This is a genomic window from Pseudonocardia sp. MH-G8 (genome assembly GCF_002262885.1).
Lineage (GTDB): Bacteria > Actinomycetota > Actinomycetes > Mycobacteriales > Pseudonocardiaceae > Pseudonocardia.
The window spans coordinates 78458-97857 of record NZ_NKYF01000034.1; the positions used below are offsets into that span (position 1 = coordinate 78458).

Annotated in this window: 18 protein-coding genes and 2 pseudogenes; 12 read left to right on the top strand and 8 right to left on the bottom strand. The window is 72.1% G+C overall.

What is annotated here, in order from left to right; translation table 11 throughout:
• Nucleotides 1-375 precede the first annotated feature (375 nt).
• A pseudogene (locus tag CFP66_RS50545) lies at nt 376-693 on the top strand (molybdopterin-dependent oxidoreductase); the annotation flags it as partial.
• Between the two features lie 250 nt (nt 694-943).
• Here the strand turns inward: CFP66_RS50545 and CFP66_RS49645 are convergent.
• Nucleotides 944-1174, bottom strand: coding sequence for a hypothetical protein (locus CFP66_RS49645; RefSeq protein ID WP_233160150.1), 231 nt, complete (start codon nt 1172-1174; stop codon nt 944-946).
• Between the two features lie 173 nt (nt 1175-1347).
• On the opposite strand from CFP66_RS49645, the gene CFP66_RS41555 reads away from it, so the two are divergent.
• Nucleotides 1348-2205, top strand: coding sequence for a cation diffusion facilitator family transporter (locus tag CFP66_RS41555; RefSeq protein ID WP_233160151.1), 858 nt, complete (start codon nt 1348-1350; stop codon nt 2203-2205).
• Between the two features lie 163 nt (nt 2206-2368).
• Nucleotides 2369-3097 (top strand): ZIP family metal transporter, encoded by a 729-nt coding sequence (locus CFP66_RS41560; protein WP_094930858.1) that lies wholly within the window; start codon nt 2369-2371, stop codon nt 3095-3097.
• Between the two features lie 49 nt (nt 3098-3146).
• Here the strand turns inward: CFP66_RS41560 and CFP66_RS41565 are convergent, their stop codons facing one another.
• Entirely contained in the window at nt 3147-5141 is a 1995-nt protein-coding gene (locus tag CFP66_RS41565) for a cytochrome c oxidase assembly protein (protein WP_233160152.1), read from the bottom strand.
• Nucleotides 5142-5395: 254 nt separating this feature from the next.
• Between CFP66_RS41565 and CFP66_RS41570 the strand changes: the two genes are divergently transcribed.
• The 3 genes from CFP66_RS41570 (at nt 5396) to CFP66_RS41585 (ending at nt 8076) form a co-directional block, all read left to right on the top strand.
• On the top strand, nt 5396-6016 hold the full coding sequence (locus CFP66_RS41570) for a DUF5134 domain-containing protein (RefSeq protein WP_094930859.1): 621 nt from the start codon (nt 5396-5398) through the stop codon (nt 6014-6016).
• A gap of 259 nt (nt 6017-6275) precedes the next feature.
• Nucleotides 6276-6863 (top strand): hypothetical protein, encoded by a 588-nt coding sequence (locus tag CFP66_RS41575; protein WP_143517574.1) that lies wholly within the window; start codon nt 6276-6278, stop codon nt 6861-6863.
• Nucleotides 6864-7272: 409 nt separating this feature from the next.
• Entirely contained in the window at nt 7273-8076 is an 804-nt protein-coding gene (locus CFP66_RS41585; protein ID WP_143517575.1) for a cyclopropane-fatty-acyl-phospholipid synthase family protein, read from the top strand.
• 188 nt (nt 8077-8264) lie between these two features.
• On the opposite strand, the gene CFP66_RS41590 is transcribed toward CFP66_RS41585, so the two are convergent.
• From CFP66_RS41590 to CFP66_RS41600, 3 genes are all read right to left on the bottom strand, one after another.
• Nucleotides 8265-9233 (bottom strand): hypothetical protein, encoded by a 969-nt coding sequence (locus CFP66_RS41590; protein ID WP_094930863.1) that lies wholly within the window; start codon nt 9231-9233, stop codon nt 8265-8267.
• A 195-nt stretch (nt 9234-9428) separates the two neighbouring features.
• Entirely contained in the window at nt 9429-9617 is a 189-nt protein-coding gene (locus CFP66_RS41595) for a hypothetical protein (protein WP_094930864.1), read from the bottom strand.
• A complete protein-coding gene (locus CFP66_RS41600; protein WP_158228427.1) occupies nt 9614-10261 on the bottom strand; it encodes an alpha/beta fold hydrolase in 648 nt (215 codons plus the stop codon). Before CFP66_RS41600 ends, CFP66_RS41595 begins: the two co-directional genes overlap by 4 nt.
• 399 nt (nt 10262-10660) lie before the next feature.
• On the opposite strand from CFP66_RS41600, the gene CFP66_RS41605 reads away from it, so the two are divergent.
• A complete protein-coding gene (locus CFP66_RS41605) occupies nt 10661-11299 on the top strand; it encodes a cadmium resistance transporter (RefSeq protein WP_369805274.1) in 639 nt (212 codons plus the stop codon).
• 219 nt (nt 11300-11518) lie between these two features.
• On the opposite strand, the gene CFP66_RS41610 is transcribed toward CFP66_RS41605, so the two are convergent.
• A complete protein-coding gene (locus tag CFP66_RS41610; protein WP_233160153.1) occupies nt 11519-12808 on the bottom strand; it encodes a phenylacetate--CoA ligase family protein in 1290 nt (429 codons plus the stop codon).
• Nucleotides 12809-12959: 151 nt separating this feature from the next.
• Nucleotides 12960-13595, bottom strand: coding sequence for a class I SAM-dependent methyltransferase (locus tag CFP66_RS41615; RefSeq protein ID WP_094930866.1), 636 nt, complete (start codon nt 13593-13595; stop codon nt 12960-12962).
• 219 nt (nt 13596-13814) lie between these two features.
• On the opposite strand from CFP66_RS41615, the gene CFP66_RS41620 reads away from it, so the two are divergent.
• The 5 genes from CFP66_RS41620 to CFP66_RS41640 all read left to right on the top strand — a co-directional run bounded on the left by CFP66_RS41620 (nt 13815) and on the right by CFP66_RS41640 (nt 18817).
• The gene (locus CFP66_RS41620) at nt 13815-14207 is read left to right on the top strand and encodes a metalloregulator ArsR/SmtB family transcription factor (protein WP_094930867.1); all 393 of its coding nucleotides are present in this window, start codon (nt 13815-13817) and stop codon (nt 14205-14207) included.
• Nucleotides 14204-16186, top strand: coding sequence for a cation-translocating P-type ATPase (locus CFP66_RS41625; protein ID WP_094930868.1), 1983 nt, complete (start codon nt 14204-14206; stop codon nt 16184-16186). The genes CFP66_RS41620 and CFP66_RS41625 overlap by 4 nt, the downstream gene beginning before the upstream one ends.
• The gene (gene lspA, locus CFP66_RS41630; RefSeq protein WP_198962027.1) at nt 16183-16710 is read left to right on the top strand and encodes a signal peptidase II; all 528 of its coding nucleotides are present in this window, start codon (nt 16183-16185) and stop codon (nt 16708-16710) included. Before CFP66_RS41625 ends, lspA begins: the two co-directional genes overlap by 4 nt.
• 560 nt (nt 16711-17270) lie before the next feature.
• A complete protein-coding gene (locus CFP66_RS41635) occupies nt 17271-17789 on the top strand; it encodes a hypothetical protein (protein WP_094930869.1) in 519 nt (172 codons plus the stop codon).
• A gap of 242 nt (nt 17790-18031) precedes the next feature.
• On the top strand, nt 18032-18817 hold the full coding sequence (locus tag CFP66_RS41640; RefSeq protein WP_094930870.1) for a bifunctional 2-polyprenyl-6-hydroxyphenol methylase/3-demethylubiquinol 3-O-methyltransferase UbiG: 786 nt from the start codon (nt 18032-18034) through the stop codon (nt 18815-18817).
• Nucleotides 18818-19179: 362 nt separating this feature from the next.
• On the opposite strand, the pseudogene CFP66_RS49650 reads toward CFP66_RS41640, so the two are convergent.
• Nucleotides 19180-19400: pseudogene (locus CFP66_RS49650) on the bottom strand (hypothetical protein); the annotation flags it as partial.

Below are 19400 nucleotides of genomic sequence, written 5' to 3' on the forward strand. Positions count from 1 at the left end.
CGGCGCGGCGGCGGGCCTCGAGTGCCGCCGGCACTGTGCAGCCGCGGTGGCGTGCCACCGCTATCGCCGGCGCGGGGGTGGTCGCGACGATGGCGGTGCTCCGTGGTGCGCCGGCCGCGGCGGCAGGAGCGGTGGGAGTCGCTTCGCTCGTCGTGGCGGCGCAGACCCAGGCTCGACGCCGGATCCGCCAGGATGCCGCGTACGGGGAGGCGCTCGCGCCGACCCCGGTGGGGCGAGCGCTGCCGCCGGCCGTCGACGGGGCCGAGACGTGGCCCGGCGCGGTGCCGCTGCTCACGCCCGTCGAAGAGTTCTACGTCACCGACGTGAACATGCGCCCGCCCCTCGTCGACGTCGCGCGATGGCGCCTCGCTGTCGATGGGCGGGTGGGCGTCGCCCCTGAGCCTCAGCTACGCGCAGCTGCTGGAGCTCGGGCCGGTCGAGTTCGACGCCGCGATGGTGTGCATCCACAACCGGCTCGGATGGAGCCGCGTCGGCAACGCGCGTTGGACCGGCGTTCCGCTGCGCCGGATCCTCGACGCCGCCCGCCCCCACGGGGGTGCGGCGGTGTTGGTCAGCCGCGCCGTCGACGGCTGGGAGTGCGGCATCCCGCTGGAGCTACTCGATGAGCTCGACGGCTACGTGGTCGTCGGCATGGGCGGACGGGCGCTGACCGCTGCGCACGAATTCCCGGCGCGGGGGGTTCTAGGGGCAGTACTCCGGCGCGAAGTGGCTCACCGGGCTGCGGTTGCAAGCGGCACCCAACCGGGACTACTGGCTCCCGCGGGGGTGGCCGCACGGACCGAACCGGCGTCGTGCAACTGGCTGTGGCGAGTGCCGTCGCGGCGAGTGCCATCGCGGTGGCGGACCGTCGACGCACCATGGACCCTCCTTGCCGATCTTCGCTGTGCCCACGTCGGGAAGGCGCCTGCTTCCACGCCGGGACCTACTCAAACGCCCTGTCCCGTGAGCGGGTGCGCCCGGCGGGGCGTCTTCGCTGCGCGGCCTCGACGCCGATCCGCCACGAGGCCCCCATGCTCCGCTGGGCCAGCAGCACCAGTACGAGCCCCGCGACGCCGAGCACCAGCCCGCAGCCGGCGACCACCGCGTGCGAGAGCGGTGCGAAGTGTGGCGTGATGCCGGTGAGCGCGAGGACCGGACCGGCGAGCCCGAGCACGAGAGCGACGGGAACAGGACCCCGCCCAACCACGCCATCGAGCCGGGACGTTCGGAGACGCCCCGGTACCCGCTCGTGCCGGTCGTGCGGATCTGCACCCACGCCCGGAGCCCGAAGGCGAGCGTCACCCCGAACACGTAGACCGCGAGCGCCACCCGGTCCACCGGAAGCGGTTGGGCATCGCCCTCGCCGTCACGCTCGGGTCGGCCGTGCTGGGAGCGTTCGGGGCAGCGCTCACCGGATCGCTGGCCCTGCTCGCCGATCTCGGTCACCTGCTGACGGACGCGGGTGCGCTGGCCGCGGCGCTCGTGGCGTCCGTTCTGGCCGCTCGTCCGGCGAGCGTTCGCAGGACGTACGGACTGGGGCGGGTCGAGGTGCTGGTCGCCGGGTTGAACGCGATCGCGCTGATCCTCGTCGTGGCCTGGGTCGCTTACGAGGGCGTCAACCGGCTGGTCGCGCCCGAGGAGGTGCCGGGGCTGCCCATGCTGGTCATCGGTGTGCTGGGCCTCGTGGGGAACGTCGTGTCGCTGCTCGTGCTCGCCGGCGGAGATCGGCGGAACATGAACATGCGCGGGGCCGCACTGCACGTGCTGGGGGACGCCCTCGGCTCCGTCGGCGTGCTCGTCGCGGCGGTCGTGCTGCTCACGACCGGCTGGCCCTATGCCGACACGGTCGCGTCGCTGTTCATCGTCGCGCTCATCCTCCCGCGCACGGTCGGCCTGTTGCGCGAGGTCACGCACGTCCTGCTGGAAGGCGCCCCGCGTCACATCGACGTGGGTGAGGTACAGGAGGCGTTGCACGGCGTGCCCGGTGTGCTGGAGGTTCACGATCTGCACGTGTGGGCCATCAACGACCGCAAGCCGACGCTGTCGGCGCACCTCGTCGTCGAGGGCGATGGGTCCGGGCCGTGCGGGGACGCCTCGGTGCTGGATCGAGCCGCGGAGGTACTGCGGGACCGGTTCGGGGTGTCCCACAGCACGTTGCAGGTCGAGCACGGTGCCCACGCCGGGCACGAGGAGCGCTGCGACTGACCGCTCGCCCGTCGCGCTCGCAACCGCGGCGTCGGCGGGTGGTGCACCTCCGCAGGCGTCGTGCGGGCCTCCTGCGGTTGGGCGGGTCAGGTGAATGCTCCGCCGCGGGGCGGGTAGGCGGCGTTTCGACCCCGCGACGGCAGAGACAGGGAGCGTGCAGAGGGTGCCGCAACCACTGATCGTCGTACTGCTCGCTCTGATCCCGGCGGCCGCGAACTTCCTAGGCGGGCTGCTCGCCGAGATCCGGGAGGTATCGCCCGCGGTGCTGAGCGCGGCGCTGCACGTCGCCGTTGGCCTCGTCGTCGCGGTGGTGGGACTGGAGGTGATGCCACGGGCGTTGGATATCGAGGGTGCCTGGGTGCCGATGGTCGCCTTCGTCGCCGGCGCCGGCCTGTTCCTGGCCATCGATGCGGCAGCCGAACGGCTGCAGCAGCGTGGGGGTGGAGGCGGCCGGGGATGGGCGGTCTACGCCGGCGTCGGGCTGGATCTGCTCAGCGACGGGGTACTGATCGGAACGGGCAGCGTCGTCGATCCCGCGCTCGGCGTCCTGCTGGCCATCGGACAGGCACCGGCCGACCTGCCCGAGGGGTTCGCCGCCTCGGCGACGCTGCGGCGGGCCGGGCTCACGCGGCGGATGCGGCTTCTCGCCGGAGCAGGCTTCGCGGTGCCGATCCTCCTCGGTGCTGTCCTCGGGTACTTCGCCCTGCGCGGGGCCCCCGACCTCGTCACGTTCTCGGTGCTTGCCTTCACCGGTGGCGCGCTGCTCAGCGTGGCGCTGGAGGAGATGCTGCCGCAGGCGCACGACGAGGCCAGCGGCCGCCGCGACGCCTTCTACATCGTCGCGGGGTTCATCGTCTTCGCTGCCGTGTCGACCTACCTGCCGGCGGGCTGAGCGGTTCCGGCGGGCACCCGTGCTGCACGAGGAGTGGTGCGCGACCGACTCATCGGGGCGACCGGCTTCGCTTCCACGTCTCCAGCATTTCGCGGTGCGCGGCCGATTCCTCATCGTCTCCGTCGAGCGGGTCGCGGCGGAACGCGCCGAGCTGGTCGTATTGGTACCACTGGACCAGCAGGACCACCTGGGCCACGACGAGCGCGATCTCACCCATCACGAGCGAGACGACGCCACCGACACGCTGGTCGGCGAGCAGGTCGGTCGCCCACTGCAGCCCGAGCAGCCGGTAGTAGGACTCCGCGAGCACCGTGGGGATGCTGATGACGATCACGGCGAACACGGCGTGGAAGGGCATCACCGCGAAGGCCATCCCGAGCCGGCCGAGATGGGGCAGGGTGCGCGGGCCTGCGTCGACCCCGATGACGATCCAGTAGAACTGGTAGCCGATCGCCAGCGTCACCAGGTTCAGCGCCATCCGGGACCAGTGCTCGCTCGTCGCCGCCTCGAACAAGCCGGTGAAGTAGAGCAGGTAGTAGGAGCAGACGAACAGCAGCGCAGCGGCCCCGGGATGGCTCAGCCGCCGTGCGGTGCGCGAGGTCGTCAGGGCGAACAGCCACTCGCGCGGGCCGGCTGCCGTGCCGGGAGCGGCCGCGGGGAGTGCGCGCAGCGCGAGCGTGACGGGCCCGCCCAGGACCAACAGCAGGGGCGCGAGCATGTTGAGCGTCATGTGCATCGTCATGTGGATGCCGAACGTGGCCGGAGCGTAGGCCCCGATGCCGGACGACGTCGCCACCACGACGAGTGTCCACCCCGCGAGCCAGGCGGCACTCCGGCCCAACGGCCAGCGCTCGCCGCGCCGTCGCAGCCGACGGACCCCCAGCAGGTAGAGCAGCGCGGCGGTCACCGCGAGGGTCGTGAGCAGGAGGTCGACCCGCCACGTGGTCAACAGGTTCGCCACCGTCGGGGGCTCGGGAAGGGCGTAGCCGAAGGCGACCTCGTCGGTTCCGAGCTCCCGGACGAACCACGCAGGAGGGGGAGCCTGCGTCAACCCCATCGTCACCGCCGTGCTGAGCCCCAGGACTACGGTCTCGACCGCGAGGAGCCTCGCCAGGCCCCGGCGCCCGCCGGTACCGAGCGCCTTCCTTCGGGCGGCGATGGCCATCCCGCCCACGGCCGCGAGCCCCAGCGCCTTGCCGACGACGATGATCCCGTACTCCGTGGAGAGCAGCTGCGGGACGGGCACGAGCAGCGGTGCGGCGACGACGCCGGAACCGGCCAGCACGAGCCAGCAACCGAGGGCGAAGCGCCGGTAGCGGCGCCCGACGGGCTCGGCGACGGAACCACCCGAGCGGGCGGCGTGGGTGACCACGGCGAGGAGCACACCCAGCCACGCCGCCGCCGCGACGACGTGGAAGATCATGGCGTTCATGGCGAGATCGTGATCTGGACCTGCAGCGGTGTGCCCGGCCGCGACCGGTGCGAGCAGCCCGAGGACCGCCACACCGAGCAGGCCCGCGGTCGCCCGCCAGCGCAGGATGACCTGCGATCCGATCGCGACGACGAGCGCGGCCACCGCCGAGGCCAGCCAGTACACCGGCTCGTACAGCGAGGTGAGCATGTCCAGCAACCGGCGGGGCGACAGCACCATCCCGACGGACACTCCGATCGAGTCGGCGCCGTCGAACGGGACGAGGACCAGCGCCAGGCCGGACCACGCCCACGCGGCCATCCCCGCCCACCGCAGCGACATCCAGGCCCAGGCCGAGAGCCGACCATCGGGCGGTGAGTCGAGGAAGCACAACGCGTACACGAGGAACCCGACGCAGGCGGCGGCCGCGACGTCGACGGCGAGCCGGAGCACGGAAGCGCCGGTCGCGGTGAGCGCGCCCGGGTCGGCGTAGCCGAGCAGCCGGTAGGGCTCGGCTCCGTTCGCGCGCACGACCAGGACGGTGGCCGCCAGTGCCGCCACCGCGAGCAGGGCGAACCAGATGCCCCGAGTGCGAGAGGAACGCCCGAGAGGCGCCGCCGCACCACCTGTCACGTTATTCTCCGCTTCCGCTCGTGGGTATCGCGCTGAGCGCTGGCGTATGTCGCGCTGTAGGTCCGAGCACACCGTCCTCGGTGCCTGTCGGGCGTCCCACGACGGTAGTGCTGTGCAGCGCCGCCCCGCTCGACTGCGGGGATTACGGCGACCACTTTCCGTACTACACGCGGTAGAAGTTACTCTCTGCGGATGCCAGTCGGGAGCCGGGGGATCTGGGAACGCTCGCGAGGCACTGGGGGTGCGACGTTGTGATGCCCAACCCGTGGCTCCCGACATGGGTGGTGGTCGTCTTCGCCGCTGTCTTTGTCGTGATCATGTTGCTGCATGTGCAGCACGTCGTCGAGATGGGGAGCCCGCGCAGGTGGTGGCACGGGGGGCACGTCCTCATGGCTGCGGCCATGCTCGTCATGCTCGTGCCGATCGGCGGCCTCCCAGCCGTTGGCCCGCTCGGGTCGAGCGTGTGCGCGGCTGCCGCTGCGGGCCTCGGTGGCTCGCGACTGGTGCTGCACCGGCCGGCGCCGCGGTCCCTGCTCTGGCCGCTGCTCGTGGTCGACCTCCTCGCGATGGCGTACATGTTCGCCATGGAGGCCGTCGGCACCGCGTGGCTCACGCTCCCGCTCGTGGCGTGGTTCGTCCTGCAGGCGTGGGGTTGGTTCGGCGGAGGGCTGTTCCCGATGGTGGCTGCCCTGGGCGCCGCCGACCCGCCTGCCGCCCGTGGTGCCTCGAATACCCCCGTGGGGCAGGTACCGGCGGTCGTCCGGGCACTGCCTGGCACGGGCGATCTCGCCCTCAGGATCTCGCTCGCCACGATGGCGACGGGCATGGCGTACATGCTGCTCGCGATGCAGTTCGGCATGAGCATGGGTGCATGACCAGCCGATCGGCAGGCGAGGGCGGGTCATGCACAGTAGTCCGGCTGGTGTTCGCGACCATGCCGTTCCACGCGCTCGTCGCGGGCCTGTTCGTGCAGGGGATACGTACGACGAGATGACCGCTCCCGCCTCATAGCCCTCCAACCCGCCGGAGCGCCGGCAGGCCCCTGCGCTGCGGCAGGTTCAGCTTTTTCACAGCGCTGCACGTGCACACTCGTCGGTCAACGAGACGCGGCGGGGGAGCGAGGAGGCGAGGTGCATGACTGTGTCGTTCCGCGCGTCGCGTCGCACCCGACCTCCTGCTGAGTCCGGAAGTCGGCTGTCGCTCGTGGTCGGCGCGACGGTCACGTTCGTCGCCGCGATCCTGTTCGACGTGCTTGCGGGTGAGCACCCGACGCACACCGTCGCGCTCGCGTTGGTGGCGCTCGCGGTGGCGGGCCTGCGACTGCGACTCGGCGGGCGTCGTGACGGCCTCCTGTCGGTCGTGTCAGGTGCCGTCGTGGCGCAGCCGGCGCTGCACGCGACGGCGAAGCTCGACTCGGCCGCGACGCATCACGTGTCGGGCGGGCTGCTGCACATCGTGGTCGCGGACGGCCCGGGCGTTGCGATGCAGCTCGCTGTATCCGCCGCCCTCGTCATCGCCGTCGCAACGAGCGGACGGATCGCGCAATTGCTGCTCACCGCGTTGCGCCGTCCTGTGAGGCTCCTCGTCTCCGGGCCGGCGCCGACTGGGCTCGTGCGTGCCCCCGCCCAGCTGTGCATCCGGCGTCACGGATCGATGCTGCGCTGGTGCGGTTGGAGCATCCACGCGGCGCGACGAGGTCCTCCGCACCCGTCGTTCCCCTGACACCTCCTCCCCGTCGATCGGCTGTGGAACGCGCCGTTCGCATGCGTTGAGGAGCCCTACCCGCTCCGCGCACCCCCACGGACAGCGTGCCCGCCACGCGTGCCCGCCCGGCGTGCGTCCTGTTCACAGGAATGACGACGATGACTCTCGCGAAGATGTCTCCCAGTACGAACCGCCGAGTTGACACCGCACAGGAGCCGGCTGCGCCTCCGCCGTACCGAGCTCGCGGTCTGGAGATCGGCGCCAGCGGCTTCATCGGCCGTCACTTGGTCGACCACGTCCTCGCCGAAGGCGCCTCGGACCACACGACCGAGACCGCGCAGACGGACCTGCGGGCCGGGATTGAGCGCAGGCGTGTTCCGGCCGCTGGCGCCCACTCCACCTCGTCGTTCTCACCGAGGTGGTCCGCGTGACGCGGCAGATGCCGTCGGTGGAAGCGCTGCGGAGGACCGCTCAGGGAGGGCTGCTCCGGGTTCTGCAAGCGTTGGGTGTCCGAAGGTCGGACGCGGCGCTCGAGGCGGACGCGCAGCGCTTCTGGACCGAGCCGCACCAGGGGCGCGGCTCGCACTGGCAGAGCACCGCCAGGTTCGCCGAAGGCGGGCTGTGGGCGCGGATCGGGCTGCGTCATCTCGGCATGCTGCGCCGGGCAGCCAGGACGCTTGACGCGGAACCGGCCATGGCGCGGATCGTCGAATGGGGCTGCGGCGGCGGCGCGAACGCCGTGCAGCTCGCGCCGCTCGCCCGGGAGTTCGTGGGCGTCGACGTGTCGCCCGACAGCCTCGAGGAATGTGCACGGCAGGTCGCCGCCCGTTGCGAGACACCGTTCCGGCCGGTGCTCGTGGACGTGCGGGACCCGGAGGCAGCGCTCCGCCACGTCACAGAACCCTGCGATGTGTTCCTGTGTGTCTACGTCTTCGAGCTCATCCCGAGCCCCGCCTACGGCGAGCGCATCCTGCGCATCGCGCACGAGATGCTCGCCCCGGGCGGGCTGGCGCTCGTCCAGATCAAGTACGACACGGGGTCGTGGCGGACCGGGTCGCGCCGGCTGTCCTACCGCTTCAGCCCGGGCAACACGACCACGTACCCCATACACGCCTTCTGGGAGCTGGCCAGGCGCTGCGGGTTCGAACCGCGGTACGTCGAGCTGCTGCCTGAGGACGAGCTGGACGAGCGATACGCCTACTTCGTCATGGTCAAGCTGGGAGTCGGCTGAGGGGCACCAGAGCTACCGCCCGATGCAGGACCACAGCACAGATTGTTCGTGTCTTTCCGCTGGTGCTGACCGGGATGAGCGCCGCGGACTACCACGCCGTCGTCGTCCTGCACTCGACGCCTTCCCGCGGTCGTCGAGTCCGTTCGGGGCGCCGGCGACCGTGCCGGTCCCCAGGGGCGCTGAGGCGATCACGGGCCGGCGAGCCCGGTGGTGTGCAAGCTTCGGATCGCGGTGGTGGCGTCGAGGGGTGTCCAGGGGCGGTGGGCGGGTGGGAGGTCGGCGAGGGCGCGGCCGTAGCGGCCGAGCGTGGCGATGTCGTGCGGGAATCGGCGGGGATCGAGGGCGACCAGGCGGGCTGCGGCGCCGTGGCGGCGGGCGACGGCGAGCCACTCGTCGGGCTCGGCGATGCCCGCGGAACGCACGCCGTGCTGGAAGGCGAGGATGTCCACGGCCCGGTAGCGGGCGCTGACGGCGAGGTGGGCGTCGAGGGCGCCCAACGCCGACTGCACGCAGAACACCGTCCAGAACGGCACGGCGGCGGCGTTGATGGTGCGCCAGGGGTCGCCCAGCACGAACGAGGGCACCAGCAGCCGGGCGCCGTGCTCGCCGCGGGCGGTGAGCCAGTCGCGCATGACGGTGGCGACGGCGTGGGCGGGCGCCTGCGGGCCGGGGTAGGTGAGCCGGATGAGCGGGTGGCCGTGCGCGGCGCACCACGCGGCCAATGCCGCATCCAGGCCGGGGTCGGCGCCCCACTCAGCTTCCGGCGCCTCGCCGTCGGGCTGCGGGGTGTGTGGGCGGCGCAGGTAGTCCGATGGCTGCTGGCCGCCCTGGGCGCCGGTCTGGAAGACGTGCCGGTCACCGACCCGCACGACGGGCCAGCGGGACTGGTCGTCGGCGAGGATGACCGGGGCGCCCGGGGCGAGGTGACCGGTCAGGAAGCGGGCGTAGGCGTCGGGGAGTGCGCACCACTTGACCCGGAAGTAGGTCATGCGAGCGACCATGAGCTCGTCCTGGACCTGGTCGTGCATGTGGTGCAGGACGATGTCGGGGTTGGCCTCGAGCAGCGGCGGCGCGGCTCGTTCCCCGAAGCGCAGCGCATCGATCGGTCGTTGCGGGTCGCCGGTGCGGGCGACGGGGACCAGGACGGTGCCGGGCAACCAGGGAATCTGCAGCGCGGCCGCGAGGTGGGTCAGCGCCCCGTTGCTGGCGCCGATCAGCGCGGCGGGGTAGCGCCGCGTCGGGTAGCCGTCGGCGAGTGCGGCGGCGACGGCGGCCAGGTCGACGTCGGCGAGCCGGCTCGGATCGATGCCTTCGGAGGCGCCGACGCGGGTGTAGAGATGGCGCAGGATCGGCTAGGGGAGCCGGCCTGCGGCGCGGATCCCGGCCGCGGCGAAGGCGCTGTTCCCCAGGTGCGGGAACGGTTGGCCGCGCAGCGCCGCGGCCAGGCCGGCGTGCAGCACGGTGGCCGAGTCGAAAGACGCGACCACCTTCCGGGGAGCGAGCTGCCGGTTCTGATCGCCGCGGCGGGTGCGGCGGCTCATCGGATCACGTCCTGGACGGTGTCGGCGAACCGGTCGGCGTCGGCGTGGGGCCAGGAGTGCGTGGCCCGGGGCAGGACCAGCAGCGTGCCGCCGCGGTCGGCGGCCAGCTGGGCGGCGTAGGCGTGCGAGGTGATGAGGTCGTTCTCGCCGTGCACGACGCTCAGCGCGGCGGCCACGTCGGGCAGGACGTCCTCGATGCGCACGATCAGCGCGGAGCGGACGAGCGCGGCCAACCGCCGGGGACCAGCGCGCCGCCAGTCCGGGGCCTGCTCGCGCAGCAGAGCAGGCTGCTCCACCCGGCCGCCGCCCAGCCATCGGGCGAGCAGTCGCGGCGCGGTCCGCGCCTGCGGGTCCACGGTGGGGCTGACCAGCATCAGCTGCCGCAACTGCTCCGGCGGCGTGGCGGCTGCGGCAATGGCTGCTGCTTGTGCGCCGACCGACAGGCCGATGAGCAGATCGACCGGCGGCCCGCCGCCGAGCCGTTGACCCAGCTGCTCGCCGTAGGCTCGTAGATCGGCGAAGGTGCCGGGTTCACCGGGCGCGGCCAGCAGTTGCGTGTCCACGCCGCGCGCCTGCAGGGTCTGCGCGGCCGGCTGGACGTAGCGGCGCACCGCGGCGCCCGGCACGATCAACACCAGAGTCACGACGTTCTCCCGTAGTATCACGCCCGGCTTGTGCTGTCATCGCGGTTCTCCTTTATCATCGTTGCACGGCGATTCGCTCGCCGCGATCGGAACCGCCTCGGCCAGGTGCCCCGGATCCTTCCGGCGCCACGTCCGGCGCTACCTTCTCGTCGTCGAGCTCGTCGGCCACGGCGTCAGTTGCGCAGCAGATGGCGGGTGTGCCGTTCGACGTGCGCGCCCCGCCGGGCGGTTTCCCTGCAAGGACGAAGCCGGTCCGTCATGCCCTGAACCGAGCCGGCTCAGCCTGGGGCCATGGGGCGTCTGTCGCATGAACGGCCGCCACCACCGTTCGATCGGTAGGCAATGATATAATCGTCGCATGACGATGAGATCTACTTCGGGGGCCTGCGCGGCCCGGACATGCCCGCCCCGCGGCGTGGGACGGCCGTCGTGGTAGCGGCCTTCGTCCTGCAGGCCGTCGGCCTGTTCATCGTCACCAACATCGATGACATCATCGTGCTGTCGTTGTTCTTCGCCCGCGGCGCCGGTCGGTCGGGCACGACCGCCAAGATCACTCTCGGTCAGTACCTCGGCTTCGGCGGCATCCTCGCCGCCGCCGTCGTGGTCGCCTTGGGCGCCCGCAGTTTCCTGCCGGAGACTGCCGTTCCGTACTTCGGTCTCATCCCGCTGGCCCTCGGCCTGCGCGCCGCCTGGCAGGCCTGGCGCGGCGCCGACGACGACGATGACGATGACGATGACGAGCGGGCCGCGGGCAAGCCGATCAGCGTGCTGACCGTCGCCGCGGTCACCTTCGCCAACGGGGGCGACAACATCGGCGTCTACGTGCCGGTCTTCGCCACCGTCGGCACCGTCGGCATCGTCGCCTACTGCGTCGTCTTCCTGACGCTCATCGCCGGCCTCGTCATGGCTGCCAAGTTCGTCGCCACCCGCCGGCCGATCGCCCACCGGCTGGAGCGTTGGGAACACGTCCTCTTCCCGCTCGTGCTCATCGGCCTCGGCCTGGTCATCCTCGTCGAAGGCGGCGCCTTCGGGTTGTAGTCCGACCCGCCGACCGTCGCCGGTCCAACGCGGAGGTAGCTCGTTCGGCGGCTGCTGCCGGAGGTCGAGGGGCGAGATCTCGCGCGTCTACGGTGGCCGGTGGCTCACGCCGGCCGAGTTCCCTCGCCCGCCGCGTGCAGCCCGCATCTCGTCGGCGCCCGCACGGGCGCCACAGGTAAGGTCGCGCATGCTGACCCGCAGATCCCGTGCGTCGGCACCTCAGGACTGTTGGCCGTAGGGGTGGACGAGCCGGTACTTCCCACCGGTCGCCGGTCGGGGAGGCTCAGCGGCGCGGTGCACGGTGACGTGACCGACCCCGTGGTCGGCGAGCAGATCGGTGAGCTCCCGGTGCACCCGGGTCCAGGTCCGATCCGGGTCGACGCCGACAGCAGGCTGCAGCCGCACCGTCAACTCGGTCGGCACGATCTGCACGATCTGGAACAACGCGACCCCCGGAAGCTTGTCCAGGCGGGTGGTGAGGGACAGCGGAGTGAGCGTCACCGTGCCGCCGCTTGGAGTGGGGAAGGTGAGCAGGTCGGCGGCACGGCCCTGGACCCGGATCGCGGGAAGCGGGTTCCCGCACGGGCACGGGTCCGACCGCTGCAGGACGCTGTCGCCGAGGTCGTAGCGCAGGATCGGCTGGACGCGGTTGGCGAGGTTGGTGATCAGCACGGTGTGCGACTGCTCGCCGGGCGGAGTGGGCCGGTGCTGTGCGTCGACGGGCTCGAGGATGACCCAGTCCGCGTTGACGTGCAGCCACCCTTCCCGGCAGCCGTAGGACAGGAACGGGCATTCGGTGGCCGCATACGAGTTGCCCACAGGGGCGCCGAACGCGGCGGCGATCCGCGCGGGTTCCCCCTCGGGCAGGCCCTCGGCGGCCAACGCCACCAGGGCCGGCGAGATGCGCAGCCGCCCGGCCTGTTGCTCGGTGGCCAGCAGCGCGGCGGTGGTGGCGTAGGGGGCGAGGACCGCGGGCTGGAACGCGTTGAGCTGGGCGACCAGCTCGGGCAGCGGGGTGGCCACCGGGAACGACCGGGTCCGCCCGCCGCTGTCGGCGCCGACCCGGGCGGCCGCGGTGGCGGAGGCGAAATGCCCGCCCGTGGCCACCACCAGCGCGACCCGCCCCCGGTGGGCGATCACCCGGGGCAGCACCCGGGGCAGTGTGGCCGGGCGGAGCAAGCTGGACAGCCAGCGGGCCATCGCGACACCGGCCACCTCGAGGGCGCGGGTATCGAGCAGGAACACCCCGCGGGTGCCGGTGGTGCCGGAGGTGGTGGACACCGCGTAGTCGGTCTGCGCCCCTCGGAACGACTTACCGATCAGGGCGGGGTCGGCCACGAACGCCTGCACCCGCTGCACGGTCACGACCGGGTCGGTGACCCAGTCGTCGAACCGGTCCATCAACGCCGCCTTCCGGGTGACCGGCAGCAGCCGCGGGTCCTCGATCCGCTCAGGCAGGCCCGCGTAGAGCTGCCGGTAGAGCGGTGAGCGGATGCGGGCGTAGTCCACCTGGGCGGCCAGCGGGCCCGCTGCCGGGCGGCGACGGCGGTCGGCCCGCCGCGGTAGGCGCGGCGGGCATCGAGCAGCAGCCCCACTGTTGCGAACCGGTCCCGGACGGGCTGGTCGATGGTGGCGCCGGGGATCCGGACCGGTGTCCCCATCACCGGGACTCCCCGTCGCCGCCCGGCCGCTCGGCCACCCCGAGCAGATAGTGCCCGCGCAGGTAGGTGCGCCAGCCGCCAATCCGCAGGCCCTGGCGTTGCAGCTCGGCGACGAACTCCTCGCCGGTGAACCGGTCCTCGGTGGGGTGGTCGAACAGCCACCGGTACCCGCGCGTGGCCAGTGCGGCAGCGGTGACCTCGTCGAAGTAGAACCGGCCCCCCGGGCGAAGCACCCGCACGACCTCGGCGATCGCAGATCGCCAGTCCGGCACGTGGTGCACGATCGCGAAGTCGAACACCGCGTCGTACCCGCCGTCCTCCCCGCCGTCCGGGGCGAGCGCGGTGCGCAGGTCGGTCGCCGAGCCCACCGCCACCCGCACTCGATCCTCGAACCTCGCCAGCCGGCGCCGGGCCCGGGCGACCATCGCCGGATCCAGGTCCAGCGCGTCCACCCGGTCGGCGCCGAACGTGTCAAGGATCAGCCGGGTCCCGTTACCGGATCCGCAGCCCAGCTCCAGCGCACGTCCACCCGGCACCCGCCCGCCCAGCCGGCGCAGCAGGTGCGCCTCGCCGCGTTGCAGCCACCGCCGAGCCGGCGAGTTCACCAGCGCGGTCTCGGCCCGGTTCATCAACATTTCCAAGTCCATCCTCATCGGTGAAAGACGTTGCCATCGGCGTATAGCGATGAATAGCACCTGTCGCCGGTGGCTGTCCACTGCGGTCGCCTGATCGGCGTCGCGCGGATCTCCCGGGCGGCTGCGTGCGGCTGTCCGCTGCCCCGTGGAGGCATCGAGTGCTGCGTACCACCTGCCGCCTGCTGGCCGTCCATCTGAGTCTCTGGTTATCATCGCTCTATGACGATGCATGGTGAGGTGTTGGTCTGTCCACGAGACGGGCTGCGCCCGGCGGTGGCGCTGTTCCACGGCCTGTCGGATGCCACCCGGCTGGCGATCGTGCAGCGCCTGTCCCGGGGGGAGGCGCGGGTGGTGGACCTGACCGGGGCGCTGGGCCTGGCCCAGTCGACGGTCTCGGCGCACCTGGCCTGCCTGCGGGACTGCGGGCTGGTGGTGGGCCGGCCGGAGGGCAGGCAGATGTTCTACTCGCTGACCCGCCCGGAGCTGATGGACCTGCTCGCGGCGGCCGAGACGCTGCTGGCCGCGACCGGGTCGGCGGTGGCGCTGTGCCCGAACTACGGCACCGGCGACGGTATGACCACGACCGATGAGACGAAGGAGGCCCGGGCATGAGCGACGCCTGCGGGTGTGGCGACGACGAGCCCCGCGCCGGCGGTGAGGAGGCCGAGGAGCACGAGCCGGAGCGGTTGTGGGAGGTGCGGGAGCTGCAGTTCGCCGCAGTCTCGGGCGTGCTGCTGCTCGCGGCCTGGATCACCGGCTGGGCAGTCGACGGCGGGGCCGCCGGGACAGCCGCGACCGTGCTGGAATGGCTGGCGCTGCTCGCGGGCGCCTACACGTTCGTCCCGTCGACGGTGAAGCGGCTCGCCAAGGGCAAGATCGGCGTCGGCACGCTGATGACCATCGCCGCGGTCGGCGCGGTACTGCTGGGTGAGGTCGGCGAGGCCGCGATGCTGGCCTTCCTGTTCTCCATCAGTGAGGGCCTGGAGGAGTACTCGCTCGCCCGCACCCGCCGCGGCCTGCGCGCCCTGCTGTCCCTCGTCCCCGATGAGGCCACCGTGCTGCGTGACGGCACGGAGCTCGTCGTGGCGCCCGCCGCGTTGCGGGTCGGGGACCGGATGCTGGTCCGGCCGGGTGAGCGGGTCGCCACCGACGGGATCGTCCGCGACGGCCGCACTGCGCTGGACGTCTCGGCGATCACCGGCGAGTCGGTGCCGGTCGAGGCCGGGCCGGGTGACGAGGTGTTCGCCGGGTCGATCAACGGCACCGGGGTGCTCACCGTCGAGGTCACCACGACTGCGGAGGACAACTCGCTGGCCCGGATCGTGCGGATCGTGGAGGCCGAGCAGTCCCGCAAGGGTGCCGCTCAGCGCCTCGCGGACCGGATCGCCAGGCCCCTGGTGCCCGGCGTGATGATCGCGGCCGTGCTGATCGCGGCAATCGGCAGCCTGCTGGGCGATCCGCTGGTGTGGATCGAGCGCGCGCTGGTCGTGCTGGTGGCCGCGTCGCCGTGCGCGCTGGCCATCTCGGTGCCGGTCACCGTGGTCGCCGCGGTCGGTGCGGCGAGCAAGCTCGGGGTGCTGGTCAAGGGTGGAGCCGCGCTGGAAGCCCTCGGCAGGATCCGCGGAGTGGCGCTGGACAAGACCGGCACCCTCACCGCGAACCGACCCGCCGTCATCGACGTCGCCACGGCGAACGGGGCGAGCCGGGAGCGGGTCCTGGACGTGGCCGCCGCCCTGGAGGCGCGCAGCGAACACCCCCTCGCGAAGGCGATCCTGGCCGCTGTCGAGCACGTCGACCCGGCATCCGACGTGGAGGCGGTGACCGGGGCCGGGCTCACCGGCCGCCGCGACGGGCACACCATCCGGCTGGGGCGGCCCGGCTGGCTGGACGCCGGCCCGCTAGCCGCCGACGTGTCGCGCATGCAGGACGCCGGGGCCACGGCCGTGCTCGTCGAGCAGGACGGGCAGGTCATCGGTGCGGTCGCGGTGCGCGACGAACTGCGTCCCGAGGCCGGGGAGGTCGTCGCCCAACTGCGCCGCGACAGCTACCACGTCGCGATGCTCACCGGCGACAACCACGCGACCGCCGCGGCACTGGCGAAGGACGTCGGTATCGACGCGGTGCACGCCGAGCTGCGTCCCGAGGACAAGGCCCGCCTGGTCGAGCAGCTGCGTGGCGAACGGCCCACCGCGATGGTCGGCGACGGCGTCAACGACGCGCCTGCCCTGGCCACCGCCGACCTTGGCATCGCCATGGGCGCGATGGGCACCGACGTGGCCATCGAAACCGCCGACGTCGCGCTCATGGGCGAAGACCTGCGCCACCTGCCGCAGGCGTTCACCCACGCCCGCCAGGCCCGCCGCATCATGCTGCAGAACGTCGGCCTGTCATTGGCCATCGTCATCGTGCTGATGCCGCTCGCCCTGTTCGGGGTGCTCGGCCTGGCCGCGGTGGTGCTGGTGCACGAGCTCGCCGAGGTCGTCGTGATCGCCAACGGCGTCCGCGCGGGTCGCGCGAAGCCGTTGGCGACCACCCGAGGTGCCCGGCAGGCGCCGCTCGCCCCCACCGCGGCGGTCGGGGCGTCCTCGTGACCGCACCCACCCGCACCGGCGTGGGGCGTGCCCGGCTCGTCCTGGTCAGCCTCGCCGGCGTGCTGGCCGCGCTGGATCTGGGCCTGAAGGCCTGGGCCGAGCGTGGCCTGGCCGGCGGGCAGACGGTCGATCTCGGGGTGATCCAGCTGCGGCTGCTGTTCAACCCGGGCGTGGCGTTCAGCCTCGGCGACACCCTGCCCGCGTGGGTCGTGCTCAGCGTCACCGGGCTGATCACCATCGGGCTGGCCGTCTTCGCCTGGCGGAGCACCCGCACCGCCCCGCTGCCGGTGCGGGTGGCGCTGGCCGCGGTCCTGGCCGGCGCGATCTCCAACTTCATCGACCGCGCCCCCGACGGCGTCGTCACCGACTACCTGCACACCGGTTGGTTCCCCACCTTCAACGGCGCCGACGTCCTCATCACGCTCGGCGCCGCCGCCCTCGTCCTCAACGGTCTGCTCGCCGAACGACCGGGCGGCAGCCGCGACGTCGGCGGCGAGGCGGAGCACGGACGCGTCGCGCGATAAGCTCGTCATGACGGGCGGCCACGACCGTCGTGCGCCCCTGGGCCTCCCGTTCCCGCCGCAGCCGCTGCCAGGGACGCCGGGATGGTCACCGCGCTCGGTGAGCGGCCGGTCCGCCAGGACCCCGTCGACCGACGACAGTGCCGCCTGAGCCAGGCCGGGCTCGTCGTGGAAGTCCGTGACCTGCGCGAGCTCGCCGCACTCGGCGCGGGCCGCAGTGGCGACCGCGGCGGCGACCCGATGCATTCTCCACCACCTGCGGTAGAAGTTGCTCCCCGGATGCCAGCCGGGAGCCGGGCGATGCGGGGAACCCACGCGAGGCATCAGGAATGCGACGCTGTGACCCGCTCCCGCCTCATAGCCGTCCAACCCACCGGAGCGCCGGCAGCCCCCTCCGCTCCCGGCCCGTTCAGCATCCTCACAGCGCTGCACGTGCACGCTCGTCGCTCAAGGGAGACGTGGTGCCCGCTGCACGTAGCGAGGAGGCGAGGTGCATGACTGTGTCGCCCCGCGCGTCGCATTGCCCCCGACCTCCTGCTGAGCCCGGTAGCCGGCTGCCCCTCGTGGTCGGCGCGACGGTCACGTTCGTCGCGGCGGTCCTGTTCGACGTGCTTGCGGGTGAGCACCCGACGCACACCGTCGCGCTCGCGTTGGTGGCACTCGCGGTGGCGGGTCTGCGACTGCGACTCGGCGGGCGTCGTGAAGGCCTCCTGTCGGTCGTATCAGGCGCCGTTGTGGCACAGCCGGCGCTGCACGCAACGGCGAAGCTCGACTTGGACGCAACGCACCACGTGTCGGGCGGGCTGCTGCACATGGTGGTCGCGGACGGCCCGGGCGCCGCGATGCAGCCCGCTGTATCCGCCGCCGTCGTCATCGCGGTCGCGACCAGCGGACGCATCGCTCAGCTTCTGCTGACTGCGTTGCGCCGGCCAGGCTTGCTGCTCGTCTCCGGGTCACCGCCGCCAGCGCTGGTGCGTTCACCGGCTCGCTCGTGCGCTCGGCCTCAAGGATCGATGCTGCACTGGTGCGGTTGGAGCATCCAGGCGGCGCGACGAGGCCCGCCCCGCCGGTCGCTCGCCTGACACCTCCTTCCCGCTGAGCGGCCGCCGAGCGCGGCGTCCGGGCGTGCGTGGGGGAGTTCCACCCGCTTGGCGCACGCCACCTGCACGGCGTGCTCGCGTTGTCGTGCCGTTGCGTGCGTCCTGTTCTCAGAGACGACGACTATGAATTTCGATAATGCGTCATTCAGCAAGACATGTAGCGGAGGACCCGGCCGTTCGTCGGGAGTATCAACCGGTCAAGCGCTGGACCGGAGGTGGTCCGCATGACGAAGCGGCTTCCACTGGTGCCCGCTGTGCGGACGGCGGTTCACGGATGCGTCCTCCGAGTGCTGCAGGGTGTCGGTTTCCGGCGATCGGACGCGGCGATCGAAGAGGAGGCGCAGCGTTACTGGAGCGAGGCGCACCAGGGACGCGGTTCGCACTGGCAGAGCACCAGCAGGTTCACCGAGGGCGAGTTGTGGACGCAGATCGGTCTGCGTCATCTCGGCATGCTGCGGCAGGCGGCCAGGACGCTGGATGCGGGCTCGGATCTCGGAAGGGTCGTGGAGTGGGGCTGCGGCGGCGGCGCGAACGCCGTGCAGATCGCGCCGCTCGCACGCGAGTTCGTGGGCGTCGACGTGTCGCCCGACAGCCTCCAGGAATGTACGCGGCAGGTCCTCGCTCGCTGCGGTACGCCGTTCCAACCGGTGCTCGTGGACGTGCGAGACCCCGAAGCGGCGCTCCAGCACATCGCGGCTCCGTGCGACGTGTTCCTGTGCGTCTACGTCTTCGAGCTCATCCCGAGCCCCGCCTACGGCGAACGCCTCCTGCGCATCGCACACGAGATCCTCGCTCCGGGGGCCTGGCCCTCGTCCAGATCAAGTACGACACCGGGGCGTGGCGGACCCGCCCCCGCCGGCTGTCTTACCGATTCAGCCCGGGCAACACAACCACCTATCCCATCCACGCCTTCTGGGAGTTGGCCGCGCGGTGCGGCTTCGAGCCCCGGTACGTCGAACTGGTACCCCAGGACGAGCTGGACGAGCGCTACGCCTACTTCGTCCTGGTGAAGCCGGGCGCCCCAGATCTCGCATCGTGACCACGGCAAACGCGTTTCTTCGTACTGGTCAGTGGCACGTTGAGCTGTGGTGTCCTCCGTCGAGAGCTTCGGCTGCCCCTGCGGGCCGCCGGTCCACCTTCTCCAGTTGAACGTGCACTCTCTGCCGCCTTCGCTCGGACGGGGTCGCTGGCTGGTAGGCGTCGTCGGTGCGGAACGGGGGCGTTCCTTGGCTGCGTCTGGGCAGCGAGGGGCAGTTGTGCCAGCAGGCAGTTGATCGTGACCACACAATTTGATCAAGAGCTGTGGGTCGTTGACCACGGCCCGGCAACGCTGGCGCGATGCCCTCGCGGTGTCCCCGTCCGGCTGCCGCCATCAACTCAGCCTGGCGGCCCCCGCAGAGCTGCTCGTCAGGCGCGCCGACTGACTCCGGATCTGGCGGGAGAAGCGGCTGTTCCGGAGAGCCCTGAGGGGTAGCCCAGCCACGGACGGGTGGTCATACGGCAGGGCGCCGGTCTTCGCGGCGCCGCCGGGGGATCCCAGGTCGGTGAAGAACTCTGCGTTGATGGTCGTGTAGTCGACCCACTGGGCGGGCA

Coding starts and splice junctions, on each gene's coding strand:
- CFP66_RS41570 (WP_094930859.1), top strand. CDS start 5,396: ATGCCCAACCCGTGGCTCCCGACATGGGTGGTGGTCGTCTTCGCCGCT.
- CFP66_RS41575 (WP_143517574.1), top strand. CDS start 6,276: ATGACTGTGTCGTTCCGCGCGTCGCGTCGCACCCGACCTCCTGCTGAG.
- CFP66_RS41595 (WP_094930864.1), bottom strand. CDS start 9,617: ATGAGCCGCCGCACCCGCCGCGGCGATCAGAACCGGCAGCTCGCTCCC.
- CFP66_RS41605 (WP_369805274.1), top strand. CDS start 10,661: ATGCCCGCCCCGCGGCGTGGGACGGCCGTCGTGGTAGCGGCCTTCGTC.
- CFP66_RS41615 (WP_094930866.1), bottom strand. CDS start 13,595: ATGTTGATGAACCGGGCCGAGACCGCGCTGGTGAACTCGCCGGCTCGG.
- CFP66_RS41620 (WP_094930867.1), top strand. CDS start 13,815: ATGACGATGCATGGTGAGGTGTTGGTCTGTCCACGAGACGGGCTGCGC.
- CFP66_RS41625 (WP_094930868.1), top strand. CDS start 14,204: ATGAGCGACGCCTGCGGGTGTGGCGACGACGAGCCCCGCGCCGGCGGT.
- CFP66_RS41640 (WP_094930870.1), top strand. CDS start 18,032: ATGACGAAGCGGCTTCCACTGGTGCCCGCTGTGCGGACGGCGGTTCAC.